Origin of the sequence: Candidatus Poriferisodalis sp., from assembly GCF_965237655.1 — a bacterium.
GTDB lineage: Bacteria > Actinomycetota > Acidimicrobiia > Acidimicrobiales > Poriferisodalaceae > Poriferisodalis.
Genome location: NZ_CBDEGB010000002.1, coordinates 1,817,630 through 1,832,721, shown reverse-complemented (window position 1 = coordinate 1,832,721; position 15,092 = coordinate 1,817,630). Strand labels below are relative to the sequence as shown.

Here is a 15,092-nt window from a genome sequence, read left to right as displayed (position 1 = left end):
ACCTGGGCTTAGGCGGTGCTGAGCTGGGCGGCTTCGAGTGAGGTGATGCGCTCGCCATAGTCGGCGAAGCGGCTGAGCTGTCGGCTGTGCTCGCCGACAATGCCCTCGAGCCGTGCGACGGCCTGCTGCAGTTGAGCGATGTCGGCGCGCACAGCGGCGAACTCAGCATGCATCTCGGCGCACACGGCGGCGAATTCGGCGCGTATCTCGGTGCGCAGCGCGGCGATCTCGGAGCGGATGTCGGTCTGCAAAGTGCGGATGTCGTTTCGCAGGCCTCGCATGAACACGCCAAGCATGGCGAGGAAGCCCGCTCCCAGCACGCTGATGATTGCCGCGATCACAGTGGAATCCATCGTAGTGCCTTCGTTGATGCGGCCCGGTGGGAGCGCTGGCCTGCACCCGGAAGATACTGAAACACATCAAAAACATCCGAATGAATATCCCGCGGCAGCCTCAATCTCCGAGATACTCGGCACCAGTACTTCGTAGCGACCTAGCCCGCACCAGCGGGCGCTGCCTACGAAGCGTTCTTGGGAGCGACGATGGTGGTTGTGCCCTGAGCGACGGCGACCATCCGCTCGCCGTTAGTGATCTCGACACGCACGACGGCAAGTCGCTTGCTCATCGAGATGATCTCGGCGGTGGCGACGCAGGTGCCGCCCGTGACGGGAGCGAGCAGGTTGATCTTGAACTCGGTCGTCGCTGCCCAATAGCCGGGCGGCATGACTGGGTACATGACCACGCCGAGCACGTGATCGCACATGGCAGACAGGCAGCCGCCGTGCATGGTGCCCATCGTCGTGATCAGTTCGTCGGTGATCGGCATCTCGCATACGAGGCGGCCTGCTTCAAACTCCACCGCCTTGATGCCCAGATAGCCGTCGATGCCCGAGCGGGACACGCGGCCGATGACCTTGTCGGCCCACTCCTGATTGAAGGTTTCAAAGACCGGACGGCTCACGGGATGGCTCCTAGAGGTGGGAGGTTTCAGGCGCAAAAACGCCGTGCTGTGTTTGATGGTTCACGGCGCAAAGACGCCGTGAACTGGCGGCACGCCGGAACGTTCTCCGGCGAGTAGCTGAATCAGCGGCTCAAGGTCGTCGAAGCCGGCGACTTGGCGAGGCAGGTCTTCGAATGGGTAGCGGCCTGAGACCAGCAGGTCGAGCGCCTTGCGGTAGGCGCCGACGTCGACGCCGAGGGCTCCGATGATCCGCAGCTCCTTGTAGACGATGTGATCGGGGTCGAAGCCCGGTGTCTCGGGCGAGCCGCGGGTGCCAGCGAGCACGATGGTGCCTCCGGGGCGGGCGAGCTGGACAGCCTGAGCGAATGCGGCGGGCGCCTTCGCAGTGACGTCGACCACGACGTCGGCCTTGCGCCCGATCGCTTCGCGTAGCGCACGATTCGGGTCGGTCTCTGACACATCCACGGCGAGGTCCGCACCGAACGAGGGTGCCAGGGCTAGCCGTTCTGCATCGCGAGTTCCGAGGCCCGTGATCATGATGAAGCTCGCGCCGGCCTCCTTCACGGCTGCCGCGGCGCACAGGCCCCGAACACCCGGTCCGAGGATCGCCACGACGTCACCCGGCTGGGTCTCGGGGATCTCCACCGCCCAGCGGATGCCGGCACCGAGCGGGTTGAACAGCGTGGCGGTGACCGGATCGAGCTCGTCGGGCACCGGCATCAGCATCGAGTCGGGTCCGAGATACAGATGCGAGGCGTAGCCGCCGCCCAAGCCCGGTTGCGTGTCGGCATCGGTGAAGCCGATCATCGTGCGCAGCCCGTTGCGTTCACAGCGCCGATACACGCCTGCCCGGCACTGCACGCATTCCCGGCAGGACAAGAACACCTCAACGGCGACTCGCTGACCAGCGTTCACACCCCAGCGCCCAGCGGCAGCGTTGCCCAGTTCCTCCACCACGCCGATCACCTCGTGACCCGGAATGAACGCATGCGGGTTGGTGATGTGACCGGTGTATTGCTCGTGATCTGTGCCGCACAGGCCGCATGCCTCGATGCGCAGCAGGCCGTCGCTGGCGCCGATGTCCGGCAGGTCGAAGCTGCGCTGCTCGAACGAGCGAGGTGACGTGAGTACCAGTCCAGTTGCAGATGTCATCGAAGCTGACCCTCATCTGGCGACAAGCAGCGCGGTGGTGCCGACGCCAGTCTGTGGCGTGCCCGGCATGCCGCAGAAGACGTTAGGTCACCGGCGCCGCAGAGCCGGCTGCAGGACACATCATCAAAGCGGGCACCCGTACGCTGCGACGATGACCGCGACGATCGTTGAGGTGACGGCGGCGCCGCTACGGCGGCCTGAAGTGCTCGGGCGAACCGCTCCGCTCACGATGTCGTGGGACTCGACAGGCATGATGCATGCGCTGTCGAGCGACCGCAGCTTCGCCGGCCAGGCGATGCGATTCGAGCCTCCCTGGGACGACGTTCTGTGCGTCGTCACTGCCTCTGATGGCAGCTTCGGCGTCGGCATGACCAGCCAGGCAGGGCCGGTTGTACCGATCATCAACGATTTCTTCGGCCCCATGATCGCCGGCGAGAGTGTTCTCTCCATCGAACGGCTGTGGAACATGATGAGCCGGAGTTCTAACAGCGCTTTTGGGACGGCGGGACTGGCTGCCTACGCCCTCAGCGCGGTCGACCTCGCCCTGTGGGACCTCAAGGGCAAGGTCCTGGGCCGACCCGTCTACGAGCTCATCGGCGGCCCAGCCAGGGAACGTACACGCTGCTATGCGACCGGCAATGACCTCGACGACTCGCGCAACCGGGGATTCGACGCCTTCAAGCTGGCCGGCTCGGTCGGGCCCGGATCAGGCACTGCCGGCATTGCCGAGACCGAGCGTCTGGTGGCGAGCGCTCGCTCAGAACTCGGGCCCGATGCCGACATCATGCTCGACTGCTGGTCGTCGCTAGATGCCTCCTACACCGTGCGCCTCGGCGAGGCACTGGCCCCGTACCGGCTGACCTGGCTCGAGGACTACGCCCAGCCCGACGACTGGCCCGGATACGCCGACGTGCGCCGACGATTGCCCACGCAGATGCTGGCTGCGGGCGAGCGCTGGCTGACCGACCGGGCCTTCGCCTACGCCGCCCAGCAGCGACTCGTGGATGTGCTGCAGCCGGACATTCAGTGGGTGGGGGGTGCCACCGCAGTGCTGCGGATAGCGGCTGTCGCCGCGTCGTCGGGCATCGAGATGGCCCTGCACGGGGGCTGCAATGACAGCTACGGTCAGCACCTCAGCCACGCCCTGCCTCAGAACCGCTGGGCCGAGATGTACGTCGGCTGCCCGCCGGGCGAGACGCTGATGAACGCCTGGCGCTCCACCCCCGGCATGTCGCTCCCCGAAGATGGCTGGCTCGTGCCCAGCGACGCACCCGGCTTCGGCATCGAGCTGACCCGCGAGCAGATCGACGCAGCCACGGCGTAGGCGCAGTGGGCTATTCCTCGAAGCCGAGGCGTTCTTGCTCAGCGCGGACGAACGAGATGACCGCTTCGATCTCGTCATCGGAGATGCCTTCGACTGGCGGCATGTCACCGAACCACCAGTGGTGCTCGGGCGCGCCTTCGCTGATGGCTGAGCGGAAGGCGTAGTCGCTGTGGTGGCCGGGTTCGTAGATGATGGACAACTGCGACGGGCCTTTGTCGGTCCCGCGTAGGTCGACCCCGTGGCACTCAGCGCAGTACTGCTGGTAGGTCGCCGCGCCGTCGACGGGAGCGTCGGTGCTTGCTGTCGAATCGGCCTGAGTGCCGATCGCGGCCTCCGACGTTGCATCCGTAGAGCCGCATCCCGAGGCGACGAGGGACGCTGCGAGAACCGCGACAGCAAACGCGTGGGACCGCTGCGCCTTCATGGCGTGGGGCCGAGGGCGGCGTGGTAGGCGCTGAGGGCCTCGTCGTTGAAGCAGACGAAGCGCACGAGTTCGACCTCGGTGGGTGTGCTGCGGACGGTATCGACCGCAATCTGCGTGGCAGGCGCGATGGGGTAGCCGTAGACGCCGGTGGAGATGGCCGGAAACGCAACGGTGCGAGCGCTCGCCTCGTCGGCCCTGGCCAGTGATTCCCGGTAGCACGAGGCCAGCAGTTCGGCCTCGCCGTGAGAGCCGCCACCCCAGATGGGACCGACAGTGTGGATCACCCAGCGAGCAGGCAGCCCGAAACCCGGCGTGATCTCGGCCTGCCCGGTGGGACAGCCCCCGAGTGTGCGGCAGTGTGCGAGCAGTTCTGGCCCCGCCGCGCGGTGAATCGCGCCGTCCACACCGCCGCCGCCCAACAGCGTCTCGTTTGCGGCATTGACGATGGCGTCGACGCGTTCAACAGTGATGTCGCCGAGCACGACCTCAAGGAGCGGGCCGATGCGGCGAAGTCGAGCGGTGTAGCCGAGGTACTCCCACATCATGTGCTCGCCATCTCGCCAGCGCTTGACCTCGATGTCCATACCGATCGGCCGCAGGACATGAACACCGTTCTCGTAGGTGGCAATCACACCGATGGGGGTGAACTTGTCGAACTCGGCCACGTCGTGGACACCGTTGGCCTCGGTGCCGTCACATCGCATGTCGTGGATGATCCCGCCGCCGGTGACCACCACTCGATCTCCCGCCTGCTCGATGCGCTGGACATGGTTGAGTCCGGGATGATCAGGCACGTTCTCGCCGTCGACAACCACATCGACCGTCTCCCACAACCCACCGATGGCTGGTGCCCCATCGGGGATCGGCTCGACGCATCCAGCAAGCACCGGCGCAGGGAAGGCGTCGTACCCGCCCGGGGGTGTGTAGGCGACCGGGATGCTGTCGATTGTCGGCTGAGTCATCAGTGGGGCGCTCGGTTCCTCGGCGATGTGACCAATGGACAGTGTGCAGCATCAAACCTGTAACACACGGGTGCACCACTAGCTTCTGGCGCGCCGAGGACGACGCGTCGGGACATGGGGTGCTCGCGGGCCGAGGCTTCGAAATTCACGATCGGATCGCCGCATGAGCCTCGCCGTCACTCTGCTGGGTACGGGCAGTCCATTGCCTGACCCAAACCGGGCTGGGCCGGCGACGCTGGTCTCGGCGGGCGACGAGCACTACCTGGTGGACGCCGGGCGCGGCGTGCTGATGCGGATGGCGGCCGCTGGCGTGGGCGCGCCGAACCTGAGTGCGGTGCTGCTGACACACCTGCACAGCGACCACATCACTGACCTCAACGACGTCATCACGACCCGGTGGGTGATGACGTTCGAGCCGACGCCGCTCGTCGTGGTGGGTCCTGTCGGCACGGCGGCCGTCGTGGAGCATCTGTTGGCGTCGCTCGGGCCAGACATCGGCTACCGCATCGCCCACCACGCCGACCTCGACTACCCGCCGCCGGTCACCGTGACCGAAGTGAGCGACGGCCCGATCGAGCTCGGCGGTGCGGTGACGCTGGTGTGCGCTCCGACGGACCACCGCCCAGTCGAGCCGAGCGTGGGATACCGGTTCGAGCATGACCGTGCCGTGGTGGTGACCGCAGGTGACACGGTGCCGTGTGATGGGCTGGATCGCCTGTGCGACGGTGCCGATGCGCTCGTGCACACGGTGATCAACAAGGACGTCATCGCTCAGCTGCCGTTCCAGCGGATCAAGGACACCCTCGAGTACCACTCATCGCCAGCCGAGGCGGCCCAGACCGCCCAGCGAGCGGGCGTGGGCACCCTCATCCTCACGCATTACGTGCCGCCGTTCCCGCCCGGCGGCGGAGCTGAATGGCACGACATGGCGGCAGCCCACTTCGACGGCGTGATCGAGGTCGGCGACGACCTGCATCGTGTCGATGTCCCATCCGAAACCGACAACGGAGACTGAGCTCATGCACACCTTGCGCACACTCGACGAACGATTCGAGGGTCTTCCCGACTTCGACTTCGAACCGCATTACGCCGAAGTCCCCGACGGTGTCGGCGGCACGCTGCGGGTGCACTACCTGGACGAAGGGCCAGCTAGCGCCGCTCCAGTGCTCTTGCTGCACGGCGAGCCTTCATGGGCGTATCTGTACCGGCACATGATTGAGCCGCTCGCCGATGCAGGCCATCGGGTGATCGTCCCCGACCAGGTTGGCTTCGGGCGCAGTGACAAGCCCGCAGAGATGATCGACTACAGCTACGCCCGCCATGTCGACTGGATGTCGAGCCTGGTGTTCGACTGCCTCGATCTGGGTGACATCACGTTCTTCGGCCAGGACTGGGGCGGTCTGATCGGCCTGCGTCTCGTGACGGCCCAGCCCGATCGCTTCGCTCGTGTGGCGATCTCCAACACCGGGCTGCCCACAGGGGACCGCAGGCCCAGCGATGCGTTCATGGCGTGGCAGAAGTACTCCCAGGAATCGCCCGTCTTCCCGATCGGAGACATCGTGAACGGCGGGTGCCTGACCGACCTTTCTGCGGAGGAGGTCGACGCGTACAACGCGCCGTTCCCTGACGATTCCTACAAGGCTGGCGCACGCATCTGGCCGTCCTTCGTCTGCACTTCGCCCGACGATCCCGAGGCTCCTGCCAACCGTGAGGCCTGGGGCCTGCTTGAGCAGTTCACGAAGCCGTTCCTCTGCTGTTTCAGCGACAGTGACCCGGTCACTCAAGGTGCTGACAAGCCGTTCCGGACTCGGATACCCGGCGCACAGGGTCAAGCCCACATAACTCTCGAGGGCGCCGCGCATTTCGTCCAGGAAGACAGCGGCCCCGAGCTGGCCGCTGTGCTGGCCAATTTCATCGCATCTACAAGCTGAAACCCCGGTTCGCCGCGACGTCGCGAAGGTGGCGCGCTGCGCCCAGCGCAGCCGCCGGCCCGACGGCTTACTCCAGCACCTCTGCGGCGGCCAGGTCGGCGATGCGATCGGTGTCGTAGCCGAGCAGGTCGCCGAGGATCTCTATGGCGTGCTCGCCGTAGGTGGGGCCGGCCCAGTCGAATCCGTTGTGCGCTGCCGACAGCGTGTAGGGCACCGCATCGACGATGGTGCGGCGGGCGTAGGAATGCGGCGCCCATTGGAAATGGCCGCGATGGGCGAGTTGAGGATCGTCGATGCAGGCGCCCGAATTCTGGACGTAGTGAGCAGGGACGCCGTGCGCCTGCAGGCGATGCATGAGGCCGGGGCCGTTCTGCCGTGCGGTGAAGACGGTGACGATCTCGTCGAGCTCGTCCTGGCGAAACCGCCGGGCGAATACGTCAAGATCGGCGAGATCCTCCCGTCGCATCTCGATCGCCAACGACCGCCACTGCTCGTCGTTCTCGACTGCGACGGCAATCCATTCGTCGTCGCCGGCAGCCGGGTACACGCCGTGGGGAACCATGTGGTCGTCCTCATTGCCCCGGCGGGTGCGCCGCACACCGGTGACCTGCATCTCGGCGATGGCGGGTGCCAGCAGGTGCACCGCTGCCTCCATCTGGGAGAAGTCCAGATGCTGGCCTTCACCGGTGCGCCGGCGGTGGTCCAGCGCGGCAAGCAGCGCGCACACGGTGAACCTGGGCGAGCAGTAGTCCGTGTAGGCCAGGTACGGCCCGGCGGGCCCGCGGTCTGCCCAGCCGGTGATGTCGAAGAAGCCAGCTACCGAAGCGGCCATGTTGCCGAAGCCGGCGAAGTCCCGGTGCGGGCCGCTCTGGCCCATCACGCAGCTCGACACCATGACCAGCTCGGGGTTGACTTCGAGCAGGTCGTCGTAGCCGAGTCCCCATGCGGCCATCGTGCCGGGCGTGAACGACTCGATGGCCACGTCGGCCCATGCGACGAGATCGCGCACGACGTCGCGAGCTTCGGGCTTGGACAGATCGAGCGAGATCGTCATTTTGTTGGCGTTCGTGGAGTGCCAGGCGATGGCGTTCTCCTGATCAGGCACATCGTCACGATGGCCGAGGGCGCCACGCAGCAGGCACGGCCGGTTCTGCGTCTCGACCCGCACGACGGTCGCACCCCAATGCGCAAGGATCTTCGTTGCGAGCGGAGCTGCCGCCACCCAGGCCAAGTCCGCGACCTTCAGACCGGCGAGTGGCTTGTCCGAGCGGGCACCGGTGGGCAGGGGCTCCGTCACTGACGGCAGACCCGCACTGGGGCCGGCCAGCACTTCGGTGGTGTGTGCGCCCGCCTCGGGCGCCGGACCGAGGGGCGACAGGGGGGTGCCCTCTGCCAGCACGAAACGCCCCGGAAGCTTGGTGCCGTCGACATCGTCCCAGAAGTCGCGAGCGCCGAGCTGGGGGCTGTCGAGCACATCCTGCAGGGTGTTGACCGGGCAGATGAGCAGCGAGTCGCGCAGACCCCGTTCGATCATCTCGGCCTTGGTCTTGGTCATGCAGAAGCGGGCGATGTCGTCCATCAATCCCTCGATGACGTCCACGGTTTCCTCACCGGACTGCAGGTGCAGCGCGAAATCCACCCAGTCCTTGTTGAGGGTCTCATCGTCGCAGTAGCCCTCTTCGTTCATCCACGTCAGGAATCGCCTCACCATCGGCCCGATCATCGGACCGAAGGCGACGGTGACGATGACGTAGCCGTCCTTGCACGCATAGATCGTGCGGAGCATGAGCGAGCCGAAGCGGACCCCGCCCGCCTCCCGCTGCACCTCTGCCAGGCCTGCGGGGGCGTAGAAGATCGCGGACAGTGCCGTCTCGCAGACTGCTTGCTGCGTGGACAGGTCGACATGCTGACCGTGTCCGCTGCGGGCCCGATGCTCGAGCGCCACCAGCGCAGCGACCGCTGCCTGGGCGCTGGCGTGGAGCCACGCCTGCGGGATGCTGATGCGCACCGGGGGACGGTCGCTGTCGCCGGTCACCGCGAGTTGGCCGCTGGATGCGAACAGGGTCAGATCCGTTGCCTTCCAGTCGGCCTTTGGCCCGGTCTCGCCCCACGGGGTGATGTGGACCGTGACGAGATGGTCGTTGGCGTCTCGCAGGGCAGCGAGGTCGAGCTCGAAGGGCGTGGCGTCGTTGTGCAGCACGACATCGGCGCTGGCCGTCAGCGCTGCCACCTCGTCGGCGGTGGCTGCGACAACAGAGCGCTTGCCGCGGTTGTACGCATCGTGGGCGTAGCCGCGTGGCCATCCGCCCGGGGGTTCCACCAGCACCACATCGGCGCCGAGCTGGGCCAGCAGGTTGCCGGCGAACCAGCAGCGCTCGTCGGTGAGATCCAGTACCCGATACGGACCCAGCATCTCGCCCCCTGAAGCCTCGATCCCGCGGCAGCTGTCGGCTGCCGCCGCTCCTGCGCCCGGACATTAGTGCTGCTCGCAGGATCGTCAGAAGGGGATGAATGGCATCTCAGTCCCAAGCGGGACAGGCGCGACGCGGGAACACAGCAACTTCACAGGAGGAGGCAGCAGCCCCAACGTAGGAAGGCCGCAACTTCAAAGCAGTAAGGCCGCAACCTCACAGCGGGAAGGCAGCCCCCTCAAAGCATGCGGCGGCACCCACAACGCGCAGGGCCAGCTTGATGGCAAGTCAGACAACACCGACCCGCTCCCGCGCACATTTTCACTGTTTGGTGGAGGCGTGATGTTGGATTCATGCCGCCGTCTGTGTTGCTGTCGAGCTTCGAACTCGATGCGTGTCAGCATGCCAAGACGCCGCGCCCCGTAGCTCTTTGCTGGGCGACCTGTGAATGTGCCAGCGTTACCCTGTTCTCATGGCTCGCCGTGACGAGATCCTTGGGTGCCACCGGGAAGCCATTCGAAGTGCGGCGACCCGGAACAAGGCAACGTCCATCGCGCTGGTGGGTTCAGTTGCGCGTGGCTCCGACGGCCCTGACAGCGATGTCGATTTCGTTTGCGAGTGGGCACCCGATGCAAGCTTGTTCGATGCCTCCGGGCTGCTGGCCGAACTCGAAGAACTGCTTGGGTGTTCGGTGGAGATCTCGTCAGCGCGGATGCTTGTTCCCCCTTACACCTCCATGCTGGACGACGCGATTCGCCTATGAGTCGCAGCAATGAAGAACGCATTCAGGACATTCTCGAAGCGGCGGCGAAGGTCCAGGAAATTGCAGAAGCAGGGGAGCAGGCCTACCGGGCCGGCTGGATGCGGCGTACTGCCGCAGAGCGCCTGATGCAAGTCATCGGCGAAGCCGCGAGCAAGCTCTCACCTGAGGCACAAGACCGCTACCCGGACGTTCCGTGGCAGGCGTTGCGTGGGTTCCGAAACTTCGTCGTGCACGAGTACCACAAGGTGGATCACCAACTCGTCTGGAATGCGATGGTTGCCGATGTTCCAAGCCTCATCCGGGCGCTTGCGGCAGGCCAAGCGGATCTGAGCCGGGACGACTGAGTTTCTTCGGGCCGTGAATCACTCGGGGGTGACGTAGGCGGCGGTCAGGCCACCGTCGACCTGCAGGTTCGCGCCGGTCATGTAGGAGGAGTCGTCGGACGCCAGGAACAGCGCCGCGGACGCCATCTCGTCGGCTTCGCCGAACCTGCCCATCGGCACATGAACCAGCCGCCGGTGCCGCTTCTCGGGTGTGTCGAGGAACGACATGAGCATCTCGGTGCGCAGCGGTCCCGGTGACAGCGCATTGACGCGGATGTTCTCCCGGGCATACACCACGGCGAGCTCCCGGGTCAACGACAGCACGGCGCCTTTGGAGGCCGTGTAGGCGATCTGTGGGGTCGCTGCGCCGACCGACGCAACAAACGAAGCGGTGTTGATGATGGAGCCGCCACCGCGTCGCCGCATCGCCTCGACGGCGTACCTGCAGCCGTACAGCACGCCCTTCACGTTGACGTCGAAGGTTCGGTCGATGGTCTCGTCGGCGGTCGCGATGGCGTCGGTGTCGGCATCCAGCATGATCCCGGCGTTGTTGAATGCCACGTCGATCCCGCCGTATTCGGCTTCGGCTAGTCCGAACGCAGCTGCCACGTCCGATTCGACAGCGACATCAGCACGTACCGCGATTGCCTCACCGCCCGCCGCGCGGACCGCGTCCACCGTCTCTTCGTTCGAAGGGGCAATGTCGACGCCAACGATGCGCGCTCCTTCAGCGGCGAAGCGCAGGGCCGTGGCACGCCCGATCCCGCTGCCGGTTCCGGTGATCAGCGCCACCCTGCCTTGCAATCTCATGTGCCAGCCCCCGATCGTCCCCAAATGCCCCGCAGCAGTGTCCGGTGATGTCGAGCGGGTGTCCCGTGCTGCCATCATCTGACAGCGCCGATTCGTCCCCGCTCACCACAGGACCGTAACGAATGCCAACTGCCCACGATGCGCCCTTGCGGCACGCCTACGACGTCGTGATCGTCGGCGGTGCCGTCATTGGCTCGTCCATTGCCTGGGCGCTGTCGGCCAACGATGACTTTGACGGCAGCGTGCTGGTGGTCGAGCGTGATCCGACCTACTCGCAGGCCTCGACATCGCTCACCAACAGCTGCATGCGCCAGCAGTTCTCCAACCCGCTGAACGTGCAGATCTCGCGCTTCGGCGCCGATTTCGTGCGGAACTTCCGGGAGCATCTCGGCGACCCCGAAGTCCCCGACCTGTTCGTGCATCACTTCGGCTACATGTACCTCGCGAGTGACGAAGAGTTCGCGGCCACCCTGCGGCGCAACCAGGCCATCCAGTCCGGACTCGGCGCCGGCACCCGGATCATGAGTCCCGCCGAGATCAAGGCCGACTACCCCTTCTACAACGTCGACGACATCGTCTGCGGCAGCCACAACCTGGTCGACGAGGGCTATTTCGACTCGGGCACGATGTTCGACTGGTGGCGCCGCAAGGCCCGCCAGAACGGCGTCGAATACGTGACTGGCGAGGTCGCTGACGTGGTCATCGGGCAGGGCGGGGTCAACGCCGCGGTGCTGAGTTCAGGTGAGACCGTCAAGTGCGGGACGCTGGTCAACGCAGCGGGCCCGCGTTCGGTTGAAGTCGCCGCGATGGCAGGCGCAACCCTGCCGGTCGAGCCGCGCAAGCGATACACGTTCATCTTCGAGGCTGGCGAGCCGCTCGATAGCGCACTCCCGCTCACCATCGACCCAACCGGCATTCACATGCGCAGCGACGGCGACGCGTACATGTGCGGTTGCACACCCGATGTCGATCCGGCAGTCGCCTACGACGACTTTTCCATGGACCACGACATCTTCGAATACAAGGTGTGGCCGGTGCTGGTGTACCGTGTGCCCGCATTCGAGCGTCTCAAGGTCACCAGCCAGTGGGCCGGGCACTATGCCTACAACACGCTCGATCACAACGTCGTGGTCGGGCCCCACCACGAGATCGAGAACTTCATCTTCGCCAACGGGTTTTCGGGACACGGCATGCAGCAATCCCCGGCGATCGGCCGTGCCGTCTCTGAATGGATCGCCTATGGCGAGTACCGGACGCTGGACCTCACGCCGCTCGGGTATCAGCGCATCGTCGAGAACCGTCCGTTCGTCGAGAGCGCCATCATCTGACCTAGCTCCGGGCCACCCCGGCCGACGGTGCGGCGTGCGGCCATGAGCTCTGTGACCTCGCTGAATCTCGCGTCCGCTGCGGCCGACGGGCCGGCGCACAAGTACTCTCGCCGCTCATGCGGTTCGGCATCTTCGACCAGCTGGAGCAACCTGGCGACGTGCCGTGGCACGAGCTCTACCGGCACCGGCTCGACCTGCTGGCACGGGCCGAGGAGGCCGGGGTGTGGGGGTGGCACAAGTCCGAGCACCACCTGATCCCGCTCGACGCCGCGCCCAGCATCAATGTCTTCTTGGCCGCCGCGATTGAGCGCACCAGCCGCATCCGCATCTGCTCGCTGGTGCACCTGTTGCCCTTCTACCACCCGATCCGGCTCGCCGAAGAGCTGTGCATGCTCGACCAGCTCTCCGAAGGCCGCCTTGAGATCGGCTTCGGCAAAGGCATCAGCGTTCCTGAGCACCTGCTGTGGGGCCTCGACCCTGACGATGCCATCGCCAAGACCGACGAGTCGCTGGATCTGATCCTGGCTGCCATGCAGACGACAGGGAACTTCAGCTTCGATGGGCAGTTCTTCAGCTTCTCCGACGTGCCCATCACCTTCGAGCCATACCAGAAGCCCTACCCGCCTCTGTGGCGCCCGGGCCAGCTTGAGACAGCCGCCGAAATGGGCGTGCGCACGATGGCCGCTGGGCCGCTGGCTGCCGTGGCCGCAAGCACGGCCCGTTACCACGAGCTCCTGGGCGATGACGGCGTCGGCAGGCACCACCCGCCGATGATCGGGGGGCTCCGCCGACTGGTTGTGGCTCCTACCGATGCCGAAGCCGACGAGATCGGGCGTCGGACATGGGTCGCGTTCACTGAGCACCTGACCCGGCTGTTCCGTCGATACGAGATGACGCCGCCGAATGACCCCACGCTCGGCGGCGACTACGACAATGCCAAGCACTTCGAGGCCGTCGTCGTCGGTTCACCCCAGACCATCCGTGAGCATTGCGAACGATTCGCCGAGGAGGCTGGCACCGACTATTTCGTGGGCGTGTTCGCCTGGGGCGATCTTTGCGCTTACGAAGTGGACCGCTCCTTCGACCTGTTCGCCGAGCACGTGATTGCCCCACTGGCGCCGTCCTGAGCACGTCTTCACCTACCCCCTGGCCTCCTCGGGCCGAGAACCTAGGAGCGTCAACCCTGAGCCGATGGAACCGAGCCGAGATCGAGGCGGCCTTTGCCCGATATCAGGAAGCGGGCCGCCGGGCGGGGGCATCCGGCGACTGGCGCGAGTGGGCCGACCAGATCACCCCCGACGCCACCTACGTCGAGCACCACTTCGGCACGATGGTCGGACGCGAGACCATCTACAACTGGATCCAGTCCACGATGAGCGAGTGGCCGGGATCCGAAATGATCGAGTTCCCCAGCGAGTGGTACATCATCGACGAGGAGCGGGGCTGGGTGGTGTGCCAGATATGGAACCGCATGGTCGACCCAGACGATGGCTCGATTCACCGAGAGCACAACTTCTCGCTGCTCAAGTACGCAGGAAACGGTCTGTGGAGCTACGAGGAAGACATCTACAACCCGGCTCACTTCTTGAACATGCTGGAGAGCTACGAGCGACACAAGGCGACGCTCGCGGCGGAGGACGAGGCCTCCGGGACGCCCGCCGCCTGACGAGCGGCGGGAACGGCCAGCGGGTGGACGCTCGCAGTTGAGTTACGTCCGCCGTCGGTTCGGCTGACCGCTTCCAGAGCGCGCACAGCGCGGTTCCCAGGTGCAAGCGGGGCCTAGAGTCAATTGTGCGGGCGCGGGCTGCGCCGCGTGCCGACGTGTTGTGCCTGCCGCGGTGCCCCGCGTCGGCGGTACCGCTGGACTGACAGCAGGAGGGGCGGCTCGAATGACTGCATTGCATCCCAACGGTGTGAACCACCTGGCCCTGTCCACCCGCGACATGAAGGGCCAGCTCGAGTTCTGGTGCGACGTGCTCGGGCTGCCGCTCAAGGCCCTGTACTGGATGCACGGCGTGGACGGCACCTATCACGGCTTCGTGGAACTGGCGCCCGACAGCTATGTGGCGTTCGTCCAGCATCCGGACAACGCCAAGGACATCGAGCTGGGCGTCACCCATCCGGGAGGCCCCGGCGAGCCCGTCACTGCCGGCACCATGCAGCACGTGGCTTTCAACGTCGACACGTTCGAGGACCTCATGGCGCTGCGGGATCGCATCCGTGACCGCGGTGTCCAAGTCTTTGGCCCGATCGACCACGGCTTCATCCAGTCGATCTACTTCGCCGGCCCCGAAGGGCTGGCGCTCGAAGTGGCCTGCGGGTCCGCCATTCCGGTCGAGCAGTGGGTGGACCCTGAGGTTCTGGGGCTGTGCGAGATCTCGAACGCTGAGCTCGAGGCGCTGAAGTACCCCGCCGAATACACCCAACCGGCCGGACCCGTCCCTCAACCCTCTTCCGCTACGGGCATGCCCCGGTTGATGCCCACCGATCACTACGACATGGTGATGAGCCTTCCGGACCAGGTGGTGTGGGACAGGATGAGCGAGACGACGCCACCGGTTGCTGCCGACTGAGCCAGGGGCGAACACGCGGAGCCTCAGCATCGGCCGCAAGCCGCGGGACGAGTCGGGATTCGCGCTGTTTCCTCCCGAGATGGCACCTCCCGGGCCCGACGGCATGGCGCCGTTCCCCATTGACCGCGAG

At 65.9% G+C, this 15,092-nt stretch carries 16 protein-coding genes; 9 read left to right on the top strand and 7 right to left on the bottom strand.

Going from position 1 to position 15,092, the window contains the following annotated elements:
- Nucleotides 1–8: 8 nt before the first annotated feature.
- From ACPXYO_RS16585 to ACPXYO_RS16575, 3 genes are all read right to left on the bottom strand, one after another.
- Nucleotides 9–353: a hypothetical protein gene (locus tag ACPXYO_RS16585; RefSeq protein WP_423922923.1), complete on the bottom strand. Its 345-nt coding sequence runs from the start codon at nucleotides 351–353 to the stop codon at nucleotides 9–11.
- 164 nt (nucleotides 354–517) lie between these two features.
- Nucleotides 518–961 carry a PaaI family thioesterase gene (locus ACPXYO_RS16580; RefSeq protein ID WP_423922919.1) on the bottom strand — a complete coding sequence of 148 codons (444 nt, stop codon included), beginning with the start codon at nucleotides 959–961 and terminating at the stop codon, nucleotides 518–520.
- Between the two features lie 60 nt (nucleotides 962–1,021).
- The gene (locus ACPXYO_RS16575; protein WP_423922917.1) at nucleotides 1,022–2,113 is read right to left on the bottom strand and encodes a zinc-dependent alcohol dehydrogenase; all 1,092 of its coding nucleotides are present in this window, start codon (nucleotides 2,111–2,113) and stop codon (nucleotides 1,022–1,024) included.
- A 151-nt stretch (nucleotides 2,114–2,264) separates the two neighbouring features.
- On the opposite strand from ACPXYO_RS16575, the gene ACPXYO_RS16570 reads away from it, so the two are divergent.
- Complete coding sequence (locus ACPXYO_RS16570; RefSeq protein ID WP_423922914.1) at nucleotides 2,265–3,437, top strand: mandelate racemase/muconate lactonizing enzyme family protein; 1,173 nt, start codon at nucleotides 2,265–2,267, stop codon at nucleotides 3,435–3,437.
- A 10-nt stretch (nucleotides 3,438–3,447) separates the two neighbouring features.
- Here the strand turns inward: ACPXYO_RS16570 and ACPXYO_RS16565 are convergent, their stop codons facing one another.
- Nucleotides 3,448–3,861, bottom strand: coding sequence for a c-type cytochrome (locus ACPXYO_RS16565; protein WP_423922911.1), 414 nt, complete (start codon nucleotides 3,859–3,861; stop codon nucleotides 3,448–3,450).
- Nucleotides 3,858–4,403 (bottom strand): O-acetyl-ADP-ribose deacetylase, encoded by a 546-nt coding sequence (locus tag ACPXYO_RS16560; RefSeq protein WP_423923895.1) that lies wholly within the window; start codon nucleotides 4,401–4,403, stop codon nucleotides 3,858–3,860. Before ACPXYO_RS16560 ends, ACPXYO_RS16565 begins: the two co-directional genes overlap by 4 nt.
- Before the next feature lie 583 nt (nucleotides 4,404–4,986).
- Between ACPXYO_RS16560 and ACPXYO_RS16555 the strand changes: the two genes are divergently transcribed.
- Both ACPXYO_RS16555 and ACPXYO_RS16550 read left to right on the top strand, forming a co-directional pair.
- The gene (locus ACPXYO_RS16555; RefSeq protein WP_423922908.1) at nucleotides 4,987–5,838 is read left to right on the top strand and encodes a ribonuclease Z; all 852 of its coding nucleotides are present in this window, start codon (nucleotides 4,987–4,989) and stop codon (nucleotides 5,836–5,838) included.
- Between the two features lie 4 nt (nucleotides 5,839–5,842).
- Nucleotides 5,843–6,754, top strand: a complete 912-nt coding sequence (locus ACPXYO_RS16550) for a haloalkane dehalogenase (RefSeq protein ID WP_423922905.1) — start codon at nucleotides 5,843–5,845, stop codon at nucleotides 6,752–6,754.
- A gap of 67 nt (nucleotides 6,755–6,821) precedes the next feature.
- Here ACPXYO_RS16550 and ACPXYO_RS16545 read toward each other — a convergent pair whose 3' ends face one another.
- Nucleotides 6,822–9,167 carry a CoA transferase gene (locus ACPXYO_RS16545; protein WP_423922902.1) on the bottom strand — a complete coding sequence of 782 codons (2,346 nt, stop codon included), beginning with the start codon at nucleotides 9,165–9,167 and terminating at the stop codon, nucleotides 6,822–6,824.
- Between the two features lie 470 nt (nucleotides 9,168–9,637).
- Between ACPXYO_RS16545 and ACPXYO_RS16540 the strand changes: the two genes are divergently transcribed.
- The gene (locus ACPXYO_RS16540) at nucleotides 9,638–9,928 is read left to right on the top strand and encodes a nucleotidyltransferase family protein (protein WP_423922900.1); all 291 of its coding nucleotides are present in this window, start codon (nucleotides 9,638–9,640) and stop codon (nucleotides 9,926–9,928) included.
- Nucleotides 9,925–10,272 carry a DUF86 domain-containing protein gene (locus ACPXYO_RS16535; RefSeq protein ID WP_423922897.1) on the top strand — a complete coding sequence of 116 codons (348 nt, stop codon included), beginning with the start codon at nucleotides 9,925–9,927 and terminating at the stop codon, nucleotides 10,270–10,272. The genes ACPXYO_RS16540 and ACPXYO_RS16535 overlap by 4 nt, the downstream gene beginning before the upstream one ends.
- 18 nt (nucleotides 10,273–10,290) lie before the next feature.
- Here the strand turns inward: ACPXYO_RS16535 and ACPXYO_RS16530 are convergent, their stop codons facing one another.
- Nucleotides 10,291–11,061, bottom strand: a complete 771-nt coding sequence (locus ACPXYO_RS16530) for a glucose 1-dehydrogenase (protein WP_423922895.1) — start codon at nucleotides 11,059–11,061, stop codon at nucleotides 10,291–10,293.
- Nucleotides 11,062–11,183: 122 nt separating this feature from the next.
- Between ACPXYO_RS16530 and ACPXYO_RS16525 the strand changes: the two genes are divergently transcribed.
- The 4 genes from ACPXYO_RS16525 (at nucleotide 11,184) to ACPXYO_RS16510 (ending at nucleotide 14,962) form a co-directional block, all read left to right on the top strand.
- Nucleotides 11,184–12,389 (top strand): NAD(P)/FAD-dependent oxidoreductase, encoded by a 1,206-nt coding sequence (locus tag ACPXYO_RS16525; RefSeq protein ID WP_423922892.1) that lies wholly within the window; start codon nucleotides 11,184–11,186, stop codon nucleotides 12,387–12,389.
- A 116-nt stretch (nucleotides 12,390–12,505) separates the two neighbouring features.
- Complete coding sequence (locus ACPXYO_RS16520; protein WP_423922890.1) at nucleotides 12,506–13,516, top strand: LLM class flavin-dependent oxidoreductase; 1,011 nt, start codon at nucleotides 12,506–12,508, stop codon at nucleotides 13,514–13,516.
- 203 nt (nucleotides 13,517–13,719) lie between these two features.
- Nucleotides 13,720–14,055 (top strand): hypothetical protein, encoded by a 336-nt coding sequence (locus tag ACPXYO_RS16515; protein ID WP_423922887.1) that lies wholly within the window; start codon nucleotides 13,720–13,722, stop codon nucleotides 14,053–14,055.
- Between the two features lie 223 nt (nucleotides 14,056–14,278).
- Complete coding sequence (locus tag ACPXYO_RS16510; RefSeq protein ID WP_423922884.1) at nucleotides 14,279–14,962, top strand: VOC family protein; 684 nt, start codon at nucleotides 14,279–14,281, stop codon at nucleotides 14,960–14,962.
- Nucleotides 14,963–15,092 lie beyond the last annotated feature (130 nt).

Bases quoted from the DNA above. Each gene is read 5' to 3' on its own strand.
- ACPXYO_RS16560 (WP_423923895.1), bottom strand. From the start codon at position 4,403: ATGTGGGAGTACCTCGGCTACACCGCTCGACTTCGCCGCATCGGCCCG.
- ACPXYO_RS16535 (WP_423922897.1), top strand. From the start codon at position 9,925: ATGAGTCGCAGCAATGAAGAACGCATTCAGGACATTCTCGAAGCGGCG.
- ACPXYO_RS16530 (WP_423922895.1), bottom strand. From the start codon at position 11,061: ATGAGATTGCAAGGCAGGGTGGCGCTGATCACCGGAACCGGCAGCGGG.
- ACPXYO_RS16540 (WP_423922900.1), top strand. From the start codon at position 9,638: ATGGCTCGCCGTGACGAGATCCTTGGGTGCCACCGGGAAGCCATTCGA.
- ACPXYO_RS16510 (WP_423922884.1), top strand. From the start codon at position 14,279: ATGACTGCATTGCATCCCAACGGTGTGAACCACCTGGCCCTGTCCACC.
- ACPXYO_RS16570 (WP_423922914.1), top strand. From the start codon at position 2,265: ATGACCGCGACGATCGTTGAGGTGACGGCGGCGCCGCTACGGCGGCCT.
- ACPXYO_RS16520 (WP_423922890.1), top strand. From the start codon at position 12,506: ATGCGGTTCGGCATCTTCGACCAGCTGGAGCAACCTGGCGACGTGCCG.
- ACPXYO_RS16575 (WP_423922917.1), bottom strand. From the start codon at position 2,113: ATGACATCTGCAACTGGACTGGTACTCACGTCACCTCGCTCGTTCGAG.
- ACPXYO_RS16525 (WP_423922892.1), top strand. From the start codon at position 11,184: ATGCCAACTGCCCACGATGCGCCCTTGCGGCACGCCTACGACGTCGTG.
- ACPXYO_RS16565 (WP_423922911.1), bottom strand. From the start codon at position 3,861: ATGAAGGCGCAGCGGTCCCACGCGTTTGCTGTCGCGGTTCTCGCAGCG.
- ACPXYO_RS16545 (WP_423922902.1), bottom strand. From the start codon at position 9,167: ATGCTGGGTCCGTATCGGGTACTGGATCTCACCGACGAGCGCTGCTGG.
- ACPXYO_RS16515 (WP_423922887.1), top strand. From the start codon at position 13,720: ATGGTCGGACGCGAGACCATCTACAACTGGATCCAGTCCACGATGAGC.
- ACPXYO_RS16555 (WP_423922908.1), top strand. From the start codon at position 4,987: ATGAGCCTCGCCGTCACTCTGCTGGGTACGGGCAGTCCATTGCCTGAC.
- ACPXYO_RS16585 (WP_423922923.1), bottom strand. From the start codon at position 353: ATGGATTCCACTGTGATCGCGGCAATCATCAGCGTGCTGGGAGCGGGC.
- ACPXYO_RS16550 (WP_423922905.1), top strand. From the start codon at position 5,843: ATGCACACCTTGCGCACACTCGACGAACGATTCGAGGGTCTTCCCGAC.